At 30.7% G+C, this 18962-nt stretch carries 23 protein-coding genes; 16 read left to right on the top strand and 7 right to left on the bottom strand.

Annotated features, from left to right (window positions below):
* Window positions 1-17 precede the first annotated feature (17 nt).
* From dapA to OTK55_RS03385, 5 genes are all read right to left on the bottom strand, one after another.
* Entirely contained in the window at window positions 18-911 is an 894-nt protein-coding gene (dapA, locus tag OTK55_RS03405) for a 4-hydroxy-tetrahydrodipicolinate synthase (RefSeq protein WP_274870602.1), read from the bottom strand.
* Window positions 908-2134 carry an aspartate kinase gene (locus OTK55_RS03400; RefSeq protein ID WP_274870600.1) on the bottom strand — a complete coding sequence of 409 codons (1227 nt, stop codon included), beginning with the start codon at window positions 2132-2134 and terminating at the stop codon, window positions 908-910. Before OTK55_RS03400 ends, dapA begins: the two co-directional genes overlap by 4 nt.
* 264 nt (window positions 2135-2398) lie before the next feature.
* Window positions 2399-2581 carry a 30S ribosomal protein S17e gene (locus OTK55_RS03395; protein ID WP_274870598.1) on the bottom strand — a complete coding sequence of 61 codons (183 nt, stop codon included), beginning with the start codon at window positions 2579-2581 and terminating at the stop codon, window positions 2399-2401.
* Between the two features lie 50 nt (window positions 2582-2631).
* Entirely contained in the window at window positions 2632-2922 is a 291-nt protein-coding gene (locus tag OTK55_RS03390; RefSeq protein WP_274870597.1) for a chorismate mutase, read from the bottom strand.
* A gap of 4 nt (window positions 2923-2926) precedes the next feature.
* The gene (locus tag OTK55_RS03385) at window positions 2927-3850 is read right to left on the bottom strand and encodes a shikimate kinase (RefSeq protein ID WP_274870596.1); all 924 of its coding nucleotides are present in this window, start codon (window positions 3848-3850) and stop codon (window positions 2927-2929) included.
* A gap of 253 nt (window positions 3851-4103) precedes the next feature.
* Between OTK55_RS03385 and OTK55_RS03380 the strand changes: the two genes are divergently transcribed.
* From OTK55_RS03380 to OTK55_RS03355, 6 genes are all read left to right on the top strand, one after another.
* Window positions 4104-4358 (top strand): thioredoxin family protein, encoded by a 255-nt coding sequence (locus OTK55_RS03380; RefSeq protein WP_274870594.1) that lies wholly within the window; start codon window positions 4104-4106, stop codon window positions 4356-4358.
* Between the two features lie 215 nt (window positions 4359-4573).
* Complete coding sequence (gene cbiD, locus OTK55_RS03375; protein WP_274871756.1) at window positions 4574-5677, top strand: cobalt-precorrin-5B (C(1))-methyltransferase CbiD; 1104 nt, start codon at window positions 4574-4576, stop codon at window positions 5675-5677.
* 18 nt (window positions 5678-5695) lie between these two features.
* A complete protein-coding gene (locus tag OTK55_RS03370; protein WP_274870593.1) occupies window positions 5696-6769 on the top strand; it encodes a glycosyltransferase family 4 protein in 1074 nt (357 codons plus the stop codon).
* A gap of 84 nt (window positions 6770-6853) precedes the next feature.
* Window positions 6854-8905: a DEAD/DEAH box helicase gene (locus OTK55_RS03365; protein WP_274871755.1), complete on the top strand. Its 2052-nt coding sequence runs from the start codon at window positions 6854-6856 to the stop codon at window positions 8903-8905.
* A gap of 7 nt (window positions 8906-8912) precedes the next feature.
* Complete coding sequence (locus OTK55_RS03360; protein WP_274870592.1) at window positions 8913-9398, top strand: DUF2115 family protein; 486 nt, start codon at window positions 8913-8915, stop codon at window positions 9396-9398.
* Window positions 9399-9422: 24 nt separating this feature from the next.
* A complete protein-coding gene (locus OTK55_RS03355) occupies window positions 9423-9782 on the top strand; it encodes a hypothetical protein (RefSeq protein WP_274870591.1) in 360 nt (119 codons plus the stop codon).
* 38 nt (window positions 9783-9820) lie between these two features.
* Here OTK55_RS03355 and OTK55_RS03350 read toward each other — a convergent pair whose 3' ends face one another.
* Both OTK55_RS03350 and OTK55_RS03345 read right to left on the bottom strand, forming a co-directional pair.
* Window positions 9821-10129: a DUF2098 family protein gene (locus OTK55_RS03350; protein ID WP_274870590.1), complete on the bottom strand. Its 309-nt coding sequence runs from the start codon at window positions 10127-10129 to the stop codon at window positions 9821-9823.
* A 35-nt stretch (window positions 10130-10164) separates the two neighbouring features.
* On the bottom strand, window positions 10165-10785 hold the full coding sequence (locus OTK55_RS03345; protein ID WP_274870589.1) for an L-threonylcarbamoyladenylate synthase: 621 nt from the start codon (window positions 10783-10785) through the stop codon (window positions 10165-10167).
* A gap of 61 nt (window positions 10786-10846) precedes the next feature.
* Here OTK55_RS03345 and pgsA point away from each other — a divergent pair, with 61 nt between their 5' ends.
* The 10 genes from pgsA to cca all read left to right on the top strand — a co-directional run bounded on the left by pgsA (window position 10847) and on the right by cca (window position 18958).
* Window positions 10847-11425, top strand: coding sequence for an archaetidylinositol phosphate synthase (pgsA, locus tag OTK55_RS03340; RefSeq protein WP_274870588.1), 579 nt, complete (start codon window positions 10847-10849; stop codon window positions 11423-11425).
* 240 nt (window positions 11426-11665) lie between these two features.
* Complete coding sequence (locus OTK55_RS03335) at window positions 11666-11905, top strand: DUF357 domain-containing protein (protein ID WP_274870587.1); 240 nt, start codon at window positions 11666-11668, stop codon at window positions 11903-11905.
* A 14-nt stretch (window positions 11906-11919) separates the two neighbouring features.
* Window positions 11920-13149, top strand: coding sequence for a BaiN/RdsA family NAD(P)/FAD-dependent oxidoreductase (locus OTK55_RS03330; RefSeq protein ID WP_274870586.1), 1230 nt, complete (start codon window positions 11920-11922; stop codon window positions 13147-13149).
* Window positions 13150-13151: 2 nt separating this feature from the next.
* Window positions 13152-13664 carry a class I SAM-dependent methyltransferase gene (locus tag OTK55_RS03325; protein ID WP_274870585.1) on the top strand — a complete coding sequence of 171 codons (513 nt, stop codon included), beginning with the start codon at window positions 13152-13154 and terminating at the stop codon, window positions 13662-13664.
* Window positions 13665-13782: 118 nt separating this feature from the next.
* A complete protein-coding gene (locus tag OTK55_RS03320; protein WP_274870584.1) occupies window positions 13783-14577 on the top strand; it encodes a 2-amino-3,7-dideoxy-D-threo-hept-6-ulosonate synthase in 795 nt (264 codons plus the stop codon).
* 12 nt (window positions 14578-14589) lie between these two features.
* Entirely contained in the window at window positions 14590-15669 is a 1080-nt protein-coding gene (locus OTK55_RS03315; protein ID WP_274870583.1) for a 3-dehydroquinate synthase II, read from the top strand.
* Between the two features lie 112 nt (window positions 15670-15781).
* Window positions 15782-16336 (top strand): RNA 2',3'-cyclic phosphodiesterase, encoded by a 555-nt coding sequence (gene thpR, locus OTK55_RS03310; RefSeq protein ID WP_274870582.1) that lies wholly within the window; start codon window positions 15782-15784, stop codon window positions 16334-16336.
* Between the two features lie 10 nt (window positions 16337-16346).
* A complete protein-coding gene (locus tag OTK55_RS03305; RefSeq protein WP_274870581.1) occupies window positions 16347-16901 on the top strand; it encodes a UbiX family flavin prenyltransferase in 555 nt (184 codons plus the stop codon).
* A gap of 38 nt (window positions 16902-16939) precedes the next feature.
* A complete protein-coding gene (gene cbiT, locus OTK55_RS03300) occupies window positions 16940-17515 on the top strand; it encodes a precorrin-6Y C5,15-methyltransferase (decarboxylating) subunit CbiT (protein WP_407652416.1) in 576 nt (191 codons plus the stop codon).
* A gap of 75 nt (window positions 17516-17590) precedes the next feature.
* Window positions 17591-18958 carry a CCA tRNA nucleotidyltransferase gene (gene cca, locus OTK55_RS03295; protein ID WP_274870580.1) on the top strand — a complete coding sequence of 456 codons (1368 nt, stop codon included), beginning with the start codon at window positions 17591-17593 and terminating at the stop codon, window positions 18956-18958.
* The last annotated feature ends 4 nt before the right edge of the window (window positions 18959-18962 follow it).

The following is an 18962-nucleotide window of genomic DNA, read 5'->3' as shown; positions in this document are numbered from 1 at the left end:
ATCTCTCCATTATTATTTTATATTAAATTGTGGTTTTTAAGTACTTCTGTTAGTATTTCTTCATTTTCTTTACAAATTTCATTTATAGGCATTCTTAGTCCACCAACATCATGTCCCATTAGTCTTAATGCTTTTTTAGTTGGTGCTGGACTAGCTTCTATAAATAAAACATCCATCAAATCAAATAAATCATTTGATAATTCTCTTGCTTTATCATAATCCCCATTTAATGCACTGTTTACCATGTCAGACATTTCATCAGGTAGTATGTTTGCTACTACACTTATTACTCCTCTTGCTCCCTGTGATATCATAGGTAGTGTAAGAGAGTCATTTCCAGATAGTACTGTGAAATTATCTGTTAAGTTGTTTTTTGTTAATTGGCTGAATACATTTGCAAGTTTATTAAGGTCAGGGTTTGCTTCTTTTATTGCTACTATATTATCAAGTTTTGCTAAGTCTATTATTGTATCTACTGCTAAATCTACTCCTGTTCTTGAAGGTACGTTGTATGCTATTATAGGAATGTTGTTTGAATCATTGAGTAGTTTAAAGTGGTTATATAATCCACTTTGCTGTGGTTTATTATAGTATGGTGTTATTACTAGTGCTGTGTCTGCCCCTGCATCTTCAGCATATTTTACTAAATCCTGTGCTTCTGATGTTGCATTACTTCCTGCTCCAGCTATGGTTGTGACTTTTCCATTAGCTTCATCAACCATTATATCTATTACTTTTTGATGTTCAGAATGGCTCATTGTTGCTGATTCACCAGTAGTTCCTGCAGCAACTACTCCAGATACTCCTCCTTCTATGAGAAAATCTATTAAACTTCTGAATTTTTCTTCATCAATATTATTATCTGCATCCATAGGTGTTATCATTGCTACGTGTGTTCCATCTAAATTCATTGTAAATTCTCCTTAATTAGCTTATATGCTTTATCACCATCACTCCAATCAACAAATACTATTACTGCTGTTTGGCTAGAGGATAATTCAACTATATTTATATTGTTTTCATGTAACGGTTTTGTTATACTTGTTATTATGCCTGGTGTATCAATAAAATCATGACTTACAACAGAAATCATTGCAATCTTTTGACCTAATGATATAGAACTTAATCTATCACCATGTATTATAAGATCATGTAATACTTCATGTGCCTTACTTGCATCTTTTTCCTTGAAGAATAATGTTATAGAACTTTCGCCAGTTGAAATACCATAGATTCCAATGTTATTTTCATATACTTTCTCTGTAATATTTGCAATTATTCCCTGTTTATTCATTAAATTTTCGCCTACTACAGCGACCAAGGATAATTTTTCATCTAATTTTGTTATTGTTATAACATCTTCTTCAGAATAAGTTGGTCCTATAATATCAGTCCCCTGTACTCTCAAATCTCCATATTCAAAACTAATTATTTTTGCTTTTATATTTGGATCCTTGAATCTTAATGCATTAGGATGTAATACCTGTGCTCCATAATTTGCTAAATCAATCATTTCTTCTACTGTAATTTTATCTAATTTACGAGCAGTGTTTAGTTTACGTGGATCTGTGGACATGACTCCTTTTACATCTGTAACTATTATTACTTCATCAGCATTTAAACAGTGCCCTATTAAAAATGCTGAAACATCACTTCCACCTCTACCAAGAGTTGTTACACATCCCTCATCATCTCTTCCTAGGAAGCCACATACTACTGGTATAATCCCTTGATTTAATAGTTTCTGAATATGTTCTTCTACTCGTTTCTTTGTTTCTTTCCTGTCTATTTTAGCATTTAGATAATTATTATCTGTTATTACAGGCCATTTTTCACTGAATGGGTCAATATATTCTGCTTTAACACCTAGTGACTCTATTGTAGCAGCCATTATACGTACACTTTGCATTTCTCCCATGGAGAGGATGCCTGCTAATTGTTTTTCAGTGATATTTTCTCCAATTGATTCATCAACTAATTTTATAGATTCATCAGTAGTTTTATTAATAGCAGAGACCACAACCACTATTTGATTTCCCTGCATGTATTCATTAACAACGGAATTGGCAGCTTTATGAATCCTTTCTCCTGTACCTACAGATGTACCACCAAATTTCGCCACGATTATTCCCATAAATTCACCTTTTATTCTAATTATTCTTATAAATAATATTTTTTCTTAATAACAAGTTAACCATAAAGTTATTATTAAATAAATATATGATTTTATACTATTAAAAATTTTTATATATATTTATAAATCATTAAAGTAGAATTTCAGGTAATGTGATTAAAAAATAGTGACTATGACTGAGTAATAGTATTAAAAAATAGTCCAATTAAATAGAATATAAAATTTATTTAAAAAAAATAGATTAAAAATAAATAATTTAATTATTTATTGTTCTAAAAGGTGAGTTGCATATCCAGCAATTTGATTTCTTAAGTGTTTTGTGGATACTGTTGAGTATTCGGCAACTACTTGTTTGTTGTTTTCGAAATCGTTTGTGAATTTATCACCGTGTAATTCTAATAATTCTTTTGCTGTTCTTTTTACGAATGTTGTTCTTATGTTTCCCATAATCATGCCTCCATATATTTTGTATAAAAAATTCTTTTTTTAAATTAACGTTAATCTAAATATTTTTTCTGCTCTTCTTTACTCATAGATGCTAGAATGCCAAAGATTTCTATCACACTATCTTTATCAATATCTATACCATCTAACAAATTATTTATCTTATCATGGATAATATTTTCCCTTGAAGTATCTAATAACTCTTTATTAAGAGCTTTCTTAGATATTGCAATATCATATGCCAGAGATGTACGTTTAACAATTAAATTTATTATTTGTTCATCTAGCACGTCTATTTTATCCCGGGATTCTTTTAATAAATTTTCTGCTTCTTCTTTATTCATATTATCACAAGTTATCTAATACTACAGATCCCACATTATCAGGCTCAGTTTCTACTAATCTTCCAGGATACTTTGAAAGTGCACTTTTTATTTCATCAATATCCGTTGAATCATCTACTAATATAGAATATGCAGAACCTGTTCCAGATAATCCTGCAGCCTTTGCTCCTGCTTTAAGTGCATCCATTGAAACTTGAGAATCTACATTCAATGCAACACAAAATAAGAAGCCATTCAGAGTAAGAGCTTTCTCAATATTCTTTTTCATAGCATATGAAAATGCTATTTCCACAAGTGGTGCTAAGGTTTGCATAGCCTTAACATCAGACTGTGCAGTATATAACGATTTGTTCGGTATATATATTAAAACTTTCGAATAGTCAACTAGATAATCATGTAAAATTTCTCTATTATAATTATTAGTAACCTTCCAACCACCATAAAATGATGCAGTAGCATCGTCAAAAGAACCAGTTTTAGTAACACCAACCTCTAATGATGCATCAATACCAATATTAAGAAGATCCCACTCAGATATATCAACATCTTCCCTTGTCATACCAGCTTCTTCAAGTAATAATAAAAAAGTAGCATATACAACTGAATTTGAAGCAGCACTACTGCTAGATAAACCAGAACCTGGTGGAATATCCGATTTAGTCTCAACTTTTAAACAAATATTTTTTAAATTAAAATCATCATACTTATTTAATTCATCATAAACCATTCTAATACATAATTCAACAAGTTCAGAGTCCATATCTGGATCATCAAGACTCTTAAATCTACATTCAATATCTTTATCTGAATCATAATTTAAAACAGTGACATCTGCAGTAACATATAATTTTATACCAAAAGCAGAACCTTTACCCATACTTATAGCATTGACTACAGTTGCAGATGCTGGTGAACGAACTATAACCATAAATATACACTTCTCTAATTTATATATTATATATCTTCCCCTATATTCATAAATTTAACCATTAACCCCTACATGGAAAATAAAAAAAAATACATAATAATATATAATACATTCTGAATACACTCCTAAAACAAAATAATAGAAAAAAATTTATATATACAAGAAGTATTTATAAAATCATAAGAAAGAAAAAAATAAATAAAAAAAAATGACAGACAAAATATTAATTATAATAATTTAAGGAGGACTATCAATGGCAGTAAAATTAGAAGTTTACACATCACAATCATGTCCATACTGCCCAATGGCAGTAGCAGCTGCAGAAGATGCAGTAAAAGAATTAGGTGACAAAATAGAGTATGAACACCTAGACGTAAATGAACATATGGACAAAGTAAGAGAATACCAGATTATGTCTGTACCAACAGTAGTTATAGATGGTGAAGTAGCATTCATTGGTGCACCAGAATCTGATGAACTAATCGAAAAACTAAAAGAAAAAATATAAACCCATACCCTTCTTTTTTTTAAACTTTTTTTAATAATTTAAAATTTATCTAAATTTTCATTTTAATCCTCTAATACATCTAAATAATATAATGCTAATTAATTCAAATTTTATATGAAATATTTTAGAATAATTAACTCATAATATATTAATTAATAAAAAGAATTAATAAAAATTCAAATACAATATAACCATCCATAAATGGGGGAATTAAAATAGAAGCTCATAAAAACTCTGATGAAAAATCAGGAATTACCACTGGAAGTGTTGCAACAGCAGCTAGTGTAGCAGCAATACTCACCATAACAGATAAAGCTCCTGAAGTAATTGAAATAACTGCTCCAAATGATGAACTAACAGTTGAAATAGAAGATAACAAATTATTAAGTAAAAATAAAGCTATATCAACCGTTAGAAAACCTACATATAATGATCCTGATGTTACACGTGGAATCCTTATTAAATCAGAGGTGACCTTAACTGATGATGCTGGTAACGTGGAAATAACTGCCGGAGAAGGAGTGGGAAAAGTAACTAAATCTGGACTCCAAATACCTGTTGGAGAATATGCTATAAATCCTGTTCCAAGAAAAATGATAAAAGCAAATGTTAAAAAATATCTTCCAGAAAATAAGGGAGCTATAGTGAAAATTATTATTCCTGAAGGAAAAGAAATAGCACCTAAAACAATGAATAGCCGACTTGGAATAATAGATGGTATATCTATATTAGGAACAACAGGTATAGCCCGTCCAATGTCTTCAAAAGCATACACAGACTCATTAAAAATACAGATAGATGTTGCAATAGCTAATAAATATGAAGATTTACTATTTGTACCAGGAAATATTGGAACAAGAATAGCAAATGAGAGATTAGTAATAGATGAGGATGCAATAATAGAGATGAGTAACTTTGTAGGATACATGTTAGATGAAGCTGATAAAACTGGAAAAATAAAATCTATCACACTTTTTGGCCATGCAGGTAAACTAATAAAAATTGCAGCAGGAATATTTAACACAAAACAGAGTGTTGCAGATGCAAGACGAGAGATAATGACAGCATACACTGCACTAATAGGGGCAGATAAGGAAACATTACAAGCCGTATATGATTGTATCACCACAGAAGATGTTATAAAAATACTAGACAAGAAAGGCATTACAACAGAAGTATTTGAATTAATTGCAGATAAGATTATAGAATTATGTAACTCAAAATATAACATAGAATTCCATGCAATAATAGCTAAAATGGATGGAACAATATTAACACCTTCTAAAATGAAAGATATACCATTTGAATGGAAGAATTAGAATACATTAGGTGCTATTATGAATATATGTATATTAGGTCAATATCCCCCACAGGTTGGTGGAATAGCAACATACACTAAACAATTAGAGGATGAATTAAGAAGTAGAGGACATAATGTATATATATTAACTTATGCACAGAATTGTCCAAGAAAAGATAACGTGTTTGAGGCAAATGTTATTAATATTCCTCTGCTAAGAGGTATAAGCTTCACAATATCCAGTTATAAGCTTCTAAAAAGAATTGTCAAAGAATATAATATAGATGTAATTCATGCAAATTACATAATTCCTCCTGGATTAGTAGCATCATTAATTAAAGATAGTCATGTAAAGATAGTGATAACTGCACATGGATCAGACATAAATATATTATCTACAAACATGATTACAAAACAACTAATAAAACGAACCCTGAAAAGGGCGGATGAAGTATATTTTGTAAGTGAAAAATTAGAGGAAAAAGCATTACAAATTGGAATACCTGGATTAAAAGAAAAGTCAAGTATAACACCCAACACTGTGAATACAGAGAAATTCAAACCAATAATCCCTGATAAAAAAACATTAAACAAGAAATATAACATGCCAATAGTAATGTTCATAGGAAACCTCGTAGAACAAAAAGGACTAGAATACCTCTTGGAAGCAAAGAAAATATCAGAAACAGAGTACACTCTTCTAATCTATGGTGACGGTCCAGAACATGACAAGCTTTCAAATATTATAAGAGAAAATAATATCCAAGACACATACCTAATGGGAAAAACAATGGAACCCGAAAAGATAATACCCGAATCAGATATAATGGTGTTACCATCAGTATCAGAGGGCGCTAGTATAGTAGCACTTGAAAGTATGTCCTGTGGAAAACCATTAATATCAACAGATACGGGCAATATAAGAACAACCATAACAAATAATACAAATGGAATAATAGTACCCACAAGAAATCCGACAAAACTATCCCACGCTATAGATAATCTTATAGAGGATAAAACTAGAAGAGAGGAAATAGGAAAAAATGCACGTAAACGAATAATAGAAAAATATTCTAAAATGAATATTCCATACATAAATAATATAAAATAAATAACTAAAATTAGAATAAAACTGGAGCTAAACTAAAGTGGAGGTGAACTTTTGAATAATATAGATCCTGATATTCAGAAGATAATGAAAGAGTGTTATCCATATATAGAAGAATATAATCCAGCACAAAAAGCAGTGATAGAATCAGGATATCTAGATAATGATGAGAATTATATTATATCTATTCCAACAGCAAGTGGAAAGACAGTACTAGGAGTATTAGCAGCGCTTAAAGTATTACTCAAAGGGGGTAAAGTAGTATATGCTGTTCCATTAATCTCACTACAAAATGAGAAATACAAGGAATTCAAAGTATTTGAGAAATTTGGATTTAAAGTAGGAAAACATCCGTCAAGAGCAGACATTGCAGTAATGGTCTTTGAATCCTTCGATGCATTAACAAGATTTTCAAGAAATGTGTTAAATGAAATAGATCTTCTCATACTAGACGAATTCCATATGATAGGCGATTATTCAAGGGGACCAACAATAGAATGTGCAATAACAAGAATAAAGGAACATAACCCTGGAATAAGAATAATAGCACTTTCAGCAACACTACAGAACATGGACGAAATGGCACACTGGCTAGAAGCAGAAGTAGTGACCCATGACTACCGACCAGTACCCTTACATAAGGAAGTACTATGTGCTGAGGAATTCGGAACAAAAGATAAAAACAACATGGTATTTAAGATACTTAATGATTCACTTAATGAATCCTCACAAATGTTAACATTTGTATCTACTAGAAGATTCACAGAATCATTAGCTCAGAATATGTCCAAGAAAATTTCAAAATACATACCTGATGGTAAAAGAGAAATATTCAATAACATAGCTGAGGATATACTGGATGTTCCTCGAAGAAACAATACACAGCCAACGGAAGTCTGTTACAAACTAGCGGATTGTGTTAAAAATGGTATAGCTTTCCACCATGCAGGATTATTTGATAAACAAAAGGAAATAATAGAAGAAGAATTTGTTAATGGTAATCTTCTAATGATAACAGCAACACCTAGTCTTATGTATGGTGTAAACCTTCCATCAAAAAATGTAGTTATACGTGATTATACACGATGGACTGATCAAGGACAGACAAATATACCTGTATTTGACTATGAACAGATGTCAGGAAGAGCTGGAAGACCCGGCTTTGATACCGAAGGATACTCCTACCTACTAGCAAAAACATATGATGAAGCATTCAATCTTGATGAATACTATGTACATGGAGAAATAGAGGTGACAAACTCCAAACTCATAGATAACGAAGATGCAGTACTAAAACAAATCATAACACAGGTATCAAGTGGATTTGCAAAAGACATGGATGAGCTTGTAGATTTCTTTAACAAGACATTCTATGGATTCCAGATATCACATACCTATAACACTATGAGTCTAGGCTTTTCAGATGAATCCATAAAATATGAAATATCTAGTGCACTAGAATATCTTGTACAGAATGGTATTATACGAATTACTCCGTCAGGACTACAAACAACGCCTCTTGGAACACTGATTTCAAGGAATAATTATGAGGTAAAAACTGCAGTAAAACTTAAAGATTACAGTACAATGATGGGTGATAACTTTAATCCGGGATCACTTATATATGAAATATCAAAGACACATGACATGCCAAAAATCAACACTAAATTTAGGGCAAACAAGGATAATATCAAGGAAGTTTTAAGTAAAAATGGAGTATTTATAAGCTTTGTATCTAATAATGAATCAACAGCTGCAAGTCTACTAGAATGGATTAATGAAAGAAAAGAATATGAAATTGAGAATTACTTAAAGGTCTATGCAGCTTCTACAAGAAGAGCTAGTTATGAAGCATCCAACCTTGTCAAATACTTCTATGATATATGTGATGTCCTCGGTAATTACAAATTCCTTAATGAGATAGATAAACTAGCATCAAGATTATATTATGGAGTAAAAGAAGAATTAATACCATTAGTTGTTGGTATAAAACGTTTAGGTCGACAACGTGCACGTACCCTTGTTGATACATATGGAGATAATCTGGGTAATGCTCATATTAAAGATTTAACACGTATTGATGGTATTGGAGAAAAAACTGCAGAAAATATTATAAAATTCTATGAAAATAAGGAGTGAATAAAGTATGGAAAAAGTTAAAGCAGGATTAGAAAAAAATAAACTAAAAGAAATGTTACAGAATGAAATAAAAAATGTAACATTAGAAGAGTTATATGAGTTATCATTTCAATTCAATGAAGACACACGATACTTGCCAAGAGAGTATAAGAAGAAATACACTGAATCCGTACTCAATGTAATTATCAGTAGATTTGCAATGCTGAAGAATACAAAGATAAACTTTGAAGGTCAGATAACAGAAAAAGAAGCAAAGGAAATTAATGAACTACTTGATGATAATGATGAATTAGTAGGACATATATTAAATGTAATTGTAGTATATACAACATATCTAAAACATAGGCCAGTGCATCTTCCTGGCACCGTATTCCCTGGTATGGTAAGTATCTATACTGATGGTGAAAAATATTATTGTCCTGTGAAAAAATACAATATAGATAATGAAAAAGCAGTGTGTAGATATTGTATAGCTGTTATTCCAGATGAATAATCAATGAAGGGTTAGGTGGTAATTATGCTTAGGTCAAAAACTAAAGATTTAATTGACGAAACTCTTGAAAAACGTGAAAAAATACGTGACGAGTTAATTGATAAAGGAGTAAAGGATTTAGATGAAAAATTAAAAAGTGATAAGTATACTGTTGAAAGTTTAATCTCTGACAGTAGTATTGGTGAAGTATATCATGACCTTATTGACTCTAAGGATCAAATTAATTCAGAACATCAAAAATTATTTAACAAGAAATATCATGAGATTGATGTTGAATTATATAAAATGAATAAGAAAATTGATAGAAAAGCTAGAATGATTGAATACGAAATGAATAATAAGAAAAATAATGTTTATCAAAAAATCAGAGAAGATTTAGATTAAAAAAATTAAATAAAAATAGTTTATAATGATTTAGGAGGTTATCCTCCTCCTACTCCATCATCACCCATTTCCGTGTTTTCAAAATTATTTTTAAGTTCATCCTTAATATCATCAATGGATACTTCTTTATCCTTTTCTTCATTGAATGTTACTTTGGATGTCTGATCTGTTAATTCCACATATTCTGTGTTATACCAAAGTTTTGTTAATTCATCAATTTGTATAAGAACCCAGGATCCATTTTCATCTGTTTTAATATCCTGAACCTTACCAATAGTTCCGACATTTGTATATATTACATGTGCACCTTCAGTTATTTCTCTTCCTAATTTATCAGTGACAACCATGATTACACTTCCTATAATAATAGTTATTAAAATAATTAATATAAATTAATTTTCAATATACTCTCTAATAATTTAGTATGCTGCTGAGTATTTCTTATAATTTCAGGATATTCACCAGTTAAATCAATAATTGTAGAAGGAGTATTATCTGTTACATCTCCACAATCAATATAGGTGTTTATTTTACTTCCTAATTGCTTAACAATATCATCAATATTATTAGGAGTTTCCATGTTAGATATATTAGCACTAGTACTTGTAATAGGGAACTCTTTTGTTAATTCATAACATAGCCTATTATTGGGTATTCTAACACCAACAATACTGGTATTTGAAGTTAAAATATCCGGAACAATATCCCTTTTCTCGAGTAATAATGTGTATGGTCCTGGCAGAATCTTTTCTATAATATCTTTTATAGGCTTAGTTAAATATGCCACATCCTCCATTTGATTAATATCATGTAAACATAATGATACTGGTTTTGAAATATCCCTATGTTTAACATCATACACCTTCTTCAGAGCATCATTTTCATAAATATTTGCTCCTATACCATAAATTGTATCAGTAGGATAAACAATCAAATGACCCTTTTTTAAATCAGAAATCACACATTCTAACTCTTTTTTATTAGGGTTTTCTACTATATTCATTCTACCATCCACTAAAATTAATTATATACTTATATATAACCTAATTTATAAATAAAATACTATGTTAAATAATAGATTACGACCACAGACTAATGAAATTACAGGAAAGATAGGTAAAAACATACCTATAAATCCAAACATAATCACGTTGCTTGGATTATTTATTAGTATTTTTGCAGGAGTATTATTTGCTTCAGGAAATTTAGCAGCTGGAGCATTATTCATTCTTGTTAGTGGAGTCTGTGATATGATAGATGGAGCAATTGCACGCTCTCAAAATCGTAAAACAAAATTTGGAGGATTTTTAGATTCCACTTGTGATCGTTTTGCAGATGCTGCTATAATTATAGGAATAATGTATAGTGGATTTGTAGACCCAATACTAGGAGCTTTAGCAATACATTCTTCATTAACAGTGAGTTATGTTCGTTCACGGGCAGAAAGTGAAGGAATAAAATGTTCAGTGGGAATTGCAGAAAGAGCAGAAAGATTACTTATAATTGTTGTAGGTTCTATAATAGCAGCCATATTTGGTGGATCACACAGTATAATGTTTATAACAATGGCATTACTAACAATACTCAGTTACATTACAGTATTCCAAAGAGTATACCATGTATATGTAGAACTAAACAATTAAAATAACCTCCTTCTTCCTATTTTTTTATAGTATTGAAAAAGCAAATATTCTTCTCAAAAAAACTATAAATAACCAATACTTTTTGAATTATTAGAAATTAATACTTAATAATTTAATTCCAACTATTTTTTTCTTTTTAAATTTTTTTTAATTACAATTGAAATATACTGACTATTTTTATGAATATTAAAATAAACAATCAAAAACAGATAATATACTAAAAAGAGGATATGATTCATTATGAAACCAGAAGAACGTATAACTAAAGATTTAAAAATATTTGAAGATAATATTGTAGAAGTTGAAAAATTAGATTTAACAGAAAAAGAAGTGCTAGTTAAAGACATGGCTATAAGATATTACAAAGACACAAAGTATTATTTAGATATTGATGATGAACTAACCTCATTTGCCTGTATTGCCTATGCACATGGACTACTTGACTCAATCAGAATAATGTACAATCTAATTGATGAATAGGGATTTGATTAAAAGTGAAGAATTATGATACAGTCATAATAGGTGGAGGAGCAAGTGGTATATTAGCAGGAATATATCTTAACGACCCACATAGTATAATTCTAGAAAAAAACAATACTCTTGGAAAGAAGCTACTGATTACAGGAGGAGGACGCTGCAATCTAACCAACAATAGTACACTCAAGGAATACATTAATAGTTATTATAACTCAGGAAACTATTTTAGACCAGCCTTCAACATATTCTTTAATAAAGACATTATAGAATTACTAGAATCCAATGGTTGTAAAACAAAAGTGGAAGATGATAACCGCGTGTTCCCAGTTACTGATAAATCAAAAACTGTATTAAACACGTTAATAAACATACTTGACAATAAGAAAACTCAATACAAGCTAAACTGTAACGTAAATTCAATAACAAGAAACGATAATCAATTTATCATAGATTATAACAATACCCATATTAGTGCAAATAACATTATACTAGCTACAGGAGGTTTATCCTATCCTGAAACTGGTTCAACTGGTGATGGTAAACGTTTTGCAGTAGCATTAGGACATAAGAATACAAAAAATATGGGTGGTCTTTCACCAATAAAAATAGAGGAAACCTGGATAAATAAGTTGCAAGGAATAACACTACCTGTAAAACTTGAATTTAAAGCAGATAACAAGTCAATAGTGAAGGATTCTGGTTCAATAATATTCACTCATAATGGAATTAGCGGATTTGTAATAATGAATAATAGTATGACTATTGAAAGACATTTACGTAAAAACAGGGAAGTTATTCTTAATATGGATGTAACTCCGGATTATACTTATGAATCATTATATAAAACCTTGCAGGAGGATTTTCAAAAACATCCTACACAGGGCTTGAAGAGATATCTTCACAAATATCTTCCAAAAAATATGGTGGAAATATTTCTAGAACAGATTAATATTGACCAAACAACCAAGTTAAATCAAGTGACTAAGAAAGACAGGGTGAAAATAAGAGACTTATTAAAAAGAACAAGACTAACGGTTGTAGATGTTCTGGAAAATGAGAGTCAAGTGACAAATAGCGGAATAAAACGAAAAGAAATTAATCCTGACACATGTGAATCAAAAATAGTACCTCACTTATATATTGTAGGAGAACTTATAGAGGGATGTGGAATATGTGGCGGATATAACTTGCAGAAAGCATTTTCAACAGGAGTTCTTGCAGCCACATCAATAAAATCAAGGAGATAATCATGATTCATATTAGTTATAACAGAGATGTATATCAAGAAGATATGATTAAACATGTTAAATTATTAGATAATGTGGTTGAGTTAGGATGTCATATTGGAACATCCACAAAGATATTGTCACGATTATGCCAAGATGGAACTGTTTATGCCTTTGATAACAGTCCTGAAAGTGTAGAGGCTATGCACAATTTAGGAATAGAGTATAGAAATATTGAATTTAAACAGCTAGATGTACGGGATAAGAAATCATTATATGAATTTTCAAAAAAATGTGATGATATTGACGTTTTATGTATAGATCTTGGCGGAGGATACCATCCGGATACTGTATTCAAAGTATTCTTTTTATGGTCTTCAATACTTCGGCCACGTGTAACTTTAATAAGAAACAGGGGTTTGATGGACTTTGTAAACACGTCCATTTCAAGTGAAAATATCCTGTCAAATAAGGGGTATCTAACTTCTTCTGCTAAAGAAATAATACCCTCAGAACTCAAAAAGAGAACAAAATAATAAAAATATTACCTCTATAGAGAACATGAAAATCAATAACTGTTTAAAGAATAAAAAACATAAAATAACGTATAATAGATATACGTTGAAATAGAAAATTTTTATTAAAAGGGATACAATGATTGGAAAAAAAATAAGAATTGAAAGAATAATAAATCGTAAGACAGGAAAATGTGTTATAGCTCCAATGGACCATGGAATATCTGGCGGACCTATACCAGGACTAATTAACATGACAAAGACCATTGATGCAGTAGCAAATGGTGGAGCTAATGCTGTACTTATGCATAAAGGTATGGTAAAAAACGGACACCGTGGATACGGTAGTGATATAGGATTAATTTTACACTTATCTGCAAGTACAGATTTAAGTATAGACCCATACCACAAAGTACAAGTAACAAGCGTAGAAAAAGCATTACAATTAGGTGCAGACGCTGTAAGTGTACACGTAAACATAGGTTCAGAAAAAGAACCAGAAATGTTAGCAACTACTGGTAGAATAGCAGAAGAATGTGATGAATGGGGAATGCCATTACTAGCAATGATGTACCCAAGAGGACCAAAAATTGAGAATGAACATGACCCTGAAGTAGTTAAACTAGCAGCACGTGTAGGAGCAGAACTTGGAGCTGACATAGTAAAAACAAACTACACCGGAGACCCAGACACATTCAAAGAAGTAGTGGATGGATGTCCAGTACCTGTAATAATTGCAGGCGGACCAAAAATTGAAACAGAAAGACAATTATTTGAAATGGTATACGATGCAATTAGTGTAGGTGGAGCAGGAGTAGCATTCGGAAGAAACATATTCCAAGCTAAAAACCCAACTAAAATAACAAGAGCACTTGTTGAAGTTGTACATAACAAAGCAACACCTGACGAAGCATTAGAAATATTAAAAGAATAAGAGGGAAAAACAATGAAATTTGCATGGATAAGACCAAATGGAACATGGAACGATAGAAAAGATGCAATAGTAGATGCATTAGAATCAGGATTTGATCATATCCTTGACTTTGACAACACCGATACAATAAAACAATTAGGAAACGTATCCATAATATCTGATAAAGATGATGCAGATATTAAACTACTAGGATTTAATGAAAAAGTAACAGTAGCCGATGTTAAAAAAGAACAAAACAAAGGAAAACAAGTAGCTGCATACGTCGAAATAAACAATAAAGAAGATGAAAAACTAGTATCCAAACTAGGAACAGTAGCAGATTATGTTATACTAAAAGGAAAAAATTGGAAAGTTATCCCTCTAGAAAACATCATAGCAAGCTTACAAGACCGTAGCAGCAAAATAATTGTAGACGTACCAAACTATGATGAAGCAAAACTAGCACTAGAAACAATGGAACATGGATCAGATGGAGTACTTCTATCATCAAATGAAGGAAGCGAAATAAGAAAATTAGGAACCCTAATAGAAAAAGAATCCAAAGAAACATATGACCTTAAAGCAGCAACAGTAACAAAAGTGGAACCAGTAGGAATTGGAGACCGTGTATGCGTAGACACCTGCTCCATGATGCAAGTAGGTGAGGGAATGCTAATAGGATCATATGCCACAGGATTATTCCTAGTTCACAGTGAAACACTAGAAAGTGAATATGTAGCTTCAAGACCATTTAGAGTAAATGCAGGACCTGTACAAGCATATGTGATGACACCCGGAAACAAAACAAGATATCTCTCCGAACTAGAAGCAGGAGATGAAGTTCTTACAATAAACACAAAAGGTGAAGCATCAACAGCAATAGTAGGACGTGTGAAAATAGAAAAACGTCCATTACTACTAGTAGAAGCTGAATATGAAGGAATAAAAATCAGAACACTTCTACAAAATGCTGAAACAATTAGATTAGTATCAGACAAACAAGAACCCGTATCTGTAGCTAAACTAAAAGTAGGCGACAAAATATTAGCATTCTTTAGTGAAGGAGCAAGACACTTTGGAATGGCAATAGAAGAACAAATTATTGAAAAATAAATAGAACAATTCCCCAATTAAATTAATATCACAGGATTACCCCTGTGATATAACCCTTTTTTTATTATTAAAAATTTTATACATTAAAGAAAAAATAATGGAGTTAATTCTTATGCGTGCATTTTTAGCAATAGAATTAGATGATTATCTAAAAAACAAGATTAACGATACGCAAGATATTCTTAGAAAGAATAAAAATGCTAAAATCAAATACGTTGAAAATGAAAATCTTCATCTAACTCTTAAATTCTTCGGAGATATTAACAAAAGAAAACAAAAACAAATCTCTAAAATAATTAACAACACAATAGAAAACTATGAACCATATACTCTGAAGTTAGCTAAAGTAGGCACATTTCCAAACAATAACCGTCCAAGAGTAATATGGGTAGGTGCCAGAGATAAGAATAAAAACACTATAAAACTATCTAAAGAATTAGATGAATCATTTAACAAGATAGGATTTAAAAAAGAACATGATTATGTTCCTCATATTACCATAGGAAGAGTAAAGAAAGTATCTGACAATACAGAATTAACAAAAACACTAAAAAAACTAAAAAATAATTATTATGGTAAACTTGAAGTGAATAAAATCTGTCTTAAATCCAGCCAACTTACACCTAACGGTCCTATCTATAACACAGAAGAAGAATACATATTATGAGGCAATGAAAATGAAAATAGTAGTATGCATAACAGGTGCTAGTGGAGTAATCTATGGAATTAGATTACTAGAAGAATTAAAAAAGAAGGAAATTGAAACACATCTTGTGATATCCAACATAGCAAAGGACATCATAGAATATGAAACAGACTACTCCGTTAAGGATGTTGAATCTATAGCAAGCTTCTTTTATGATGAAGATGACCTTAGTGCTATAATTAATAGTGGTTCATTTAAATTTGATGCTACTATAATCATACCAGCAAGTATGAAAACTGTATCAGCAATAAGTAATGGTTATGCAGATAATACTATAAATCGTGTTGCTGATGTAACACTAAAAGAAAGAAGAAAACTTATCATTGTACCTCGTGAAACTCCCTTACGTACTATACATCTAGAAAATATGGTGAATATTAGTAGAGAAGGTGGAATAATCCTACCACCTATGCCTGGATTCTATCATAAACCTAAAACAATTGATGACCAGATTGATTTTATTATAGGAAAAATTTTCGATATACTTGATATTAATAATAATCTATTTACAAAATGGAAACAATAACTTAATAATAACATATAATAATTTTAGGAGAATTTTAAATGTATTTCGAAATAACACCCGATGATGAATTCATCAAAACAAAAAAAGTACCAGGACCTACAAAGGAAGAAATAAGAGCACTTGTTATTAGTAAAGTACGATTAACCGATGAAGATGTTGTAGTTGATGTTGGATGTGGTACCGGCGGATTAACCCTAGAATTTGCAAAACGTGCCAAAAAAGTATACAGTATCGACATGAATCCTGATGCAATAGAAACTACCAGAAAAAATCTTGAGAAATTCGGACTTCAAAACAAAGTTGAATTAATAGAAGATGAAGGTCTAAAAGCATTAGATAATATAGAAGACTTTACTAAATTAATGATAGGGGGAAGTGGAGGTAATCTTCAGAACATTATCGAAACAGGATATCTTAAACTACCAATTGGTGGACGTATTATTATTACTTCAATAGTTCTAGAAACAGCAACTGACAGTGTTCACATGCTAAAAGAATTAGGTGCAAAGCCAGAGGTTGTTAACATAACAGTATCTCGAGGTCACCTATTAGACCGTGGAGTTATGATGAAAGCATTAAATCCAATAACTATTGTAAGTGCTAAAAAAATATAAAACAACTAATTAAATTTTCTTTTTAAATTTTTTTTTCAACACCAAATTAAACTTGTTTTACTAAAATAATTATAGGTGATACATATTTACGATAAAATACTAGATACAATCAAACCAACTGCTACTGAAAGAAAAAAGATAATAGATTTCTCGGATAAGCTTATAAACATAATACTAGAATATGCTAATAGTAAAGGCGTAGATATTGATTGTAGACTTGTAGGTTCTATGGCTAAGAAAACATCACTTAAAAACAAAGCAGATATTGACATATTCATGACTTTTCCACTTAGTTACTCTGATGATGAGCTTAAAGAATATGGCCTTGAATTCGGACAGTATTGTATTAACAAGGTTCATGGTAAATCTGAGAAGAGATATGCATCACACCCTTATATCACAGGATTAATAGACGGCTATGAGATAGATTTTGTACCTTGCTATCATATAAAAGATGCAAGTCAACTAAAATCTGCTGTAGACCGTACCATACTACACACAGATTATGTTCAAAAACATCTTACAGACAAAGAAGCTGATGAAGTATTATTACTTAAGAAATTCATGACGTCAATAAACACGTATGGAGCAAACTATAAGGTAAGCGGATTTTCTGGTTATCTCTGTGAAATATTAATACTAAAATATCATTCATTTATCAATGTAATAAAGGAAGCTGCTAATAATTGGCATATGAAATTTCATATTGATATTGAAGATTATGGTACCTGTGATAACTATAAAGACCCCTTAATAGCAATTGATCCAGTAGATGCAAATAGAAATGTGGCTGCTGCACTATCTATGCAAAAATTATCAGAATTTATTGTAGCAGCACGTAATTACCTGGCTAATCCAAGTATAGAGTACTTCCAGGATAGAACCATATGCACATCAGACAAGGATTTAATAAACATATTCAATACTAGAGGTACACATTGCTATGTTTTATCATTTAATGTGCCCGACCTACCAACAGATGTTATTTATCCACAGGTAAATAAGACTATGAACTCATTGGAAAAGGTCTCAAAGATGTATGATTTCAGATTACTAGAAAAAGGATATTATATCACAAAAGATAATACGGCAAATATCATCCTAGAATATGATGTTGATACTCTAAGCAATGTTAAGATACATCATGGTCCACTAATCCAGGATGAGAAAAATAGTAATAGCTTTAAAAAGAAATATCCAGAAGCATATATTCATAACAATAAATGGATAGTATTAAGTAACCGTAAATATGTTAACGTGGATGATATGATACATGATATACTAAAAGAAGAGAACATGAGTATATTAAAACTTGGAAAAAATATAAAAAAGGAAATACTGGATAACTACCAGTTAATGAAAATTAACGAATTCATAGAAAAACAGGATGATATGTCAGAGTTATACCTGTATTTACATCCAAATTATCTATTAGAACGTTAATTCC

This window comes from Candidatus Methanosphaera massiliense (genome assembly GCF_028890305.1).
In the GTDB taxonomy this organism is placed as follows: Archaea; Methanobacteriota; Methanobacteria; order Methanobacteriales; family Methanobacteriaceae; genus Methanosphaera; species Methanosphaera massiliense.
The sequence above is the reverse complement of the archived record's forward strand: the minus strand, read 5'-3'. Positions and strand labels throughout refer to the sequence as shown.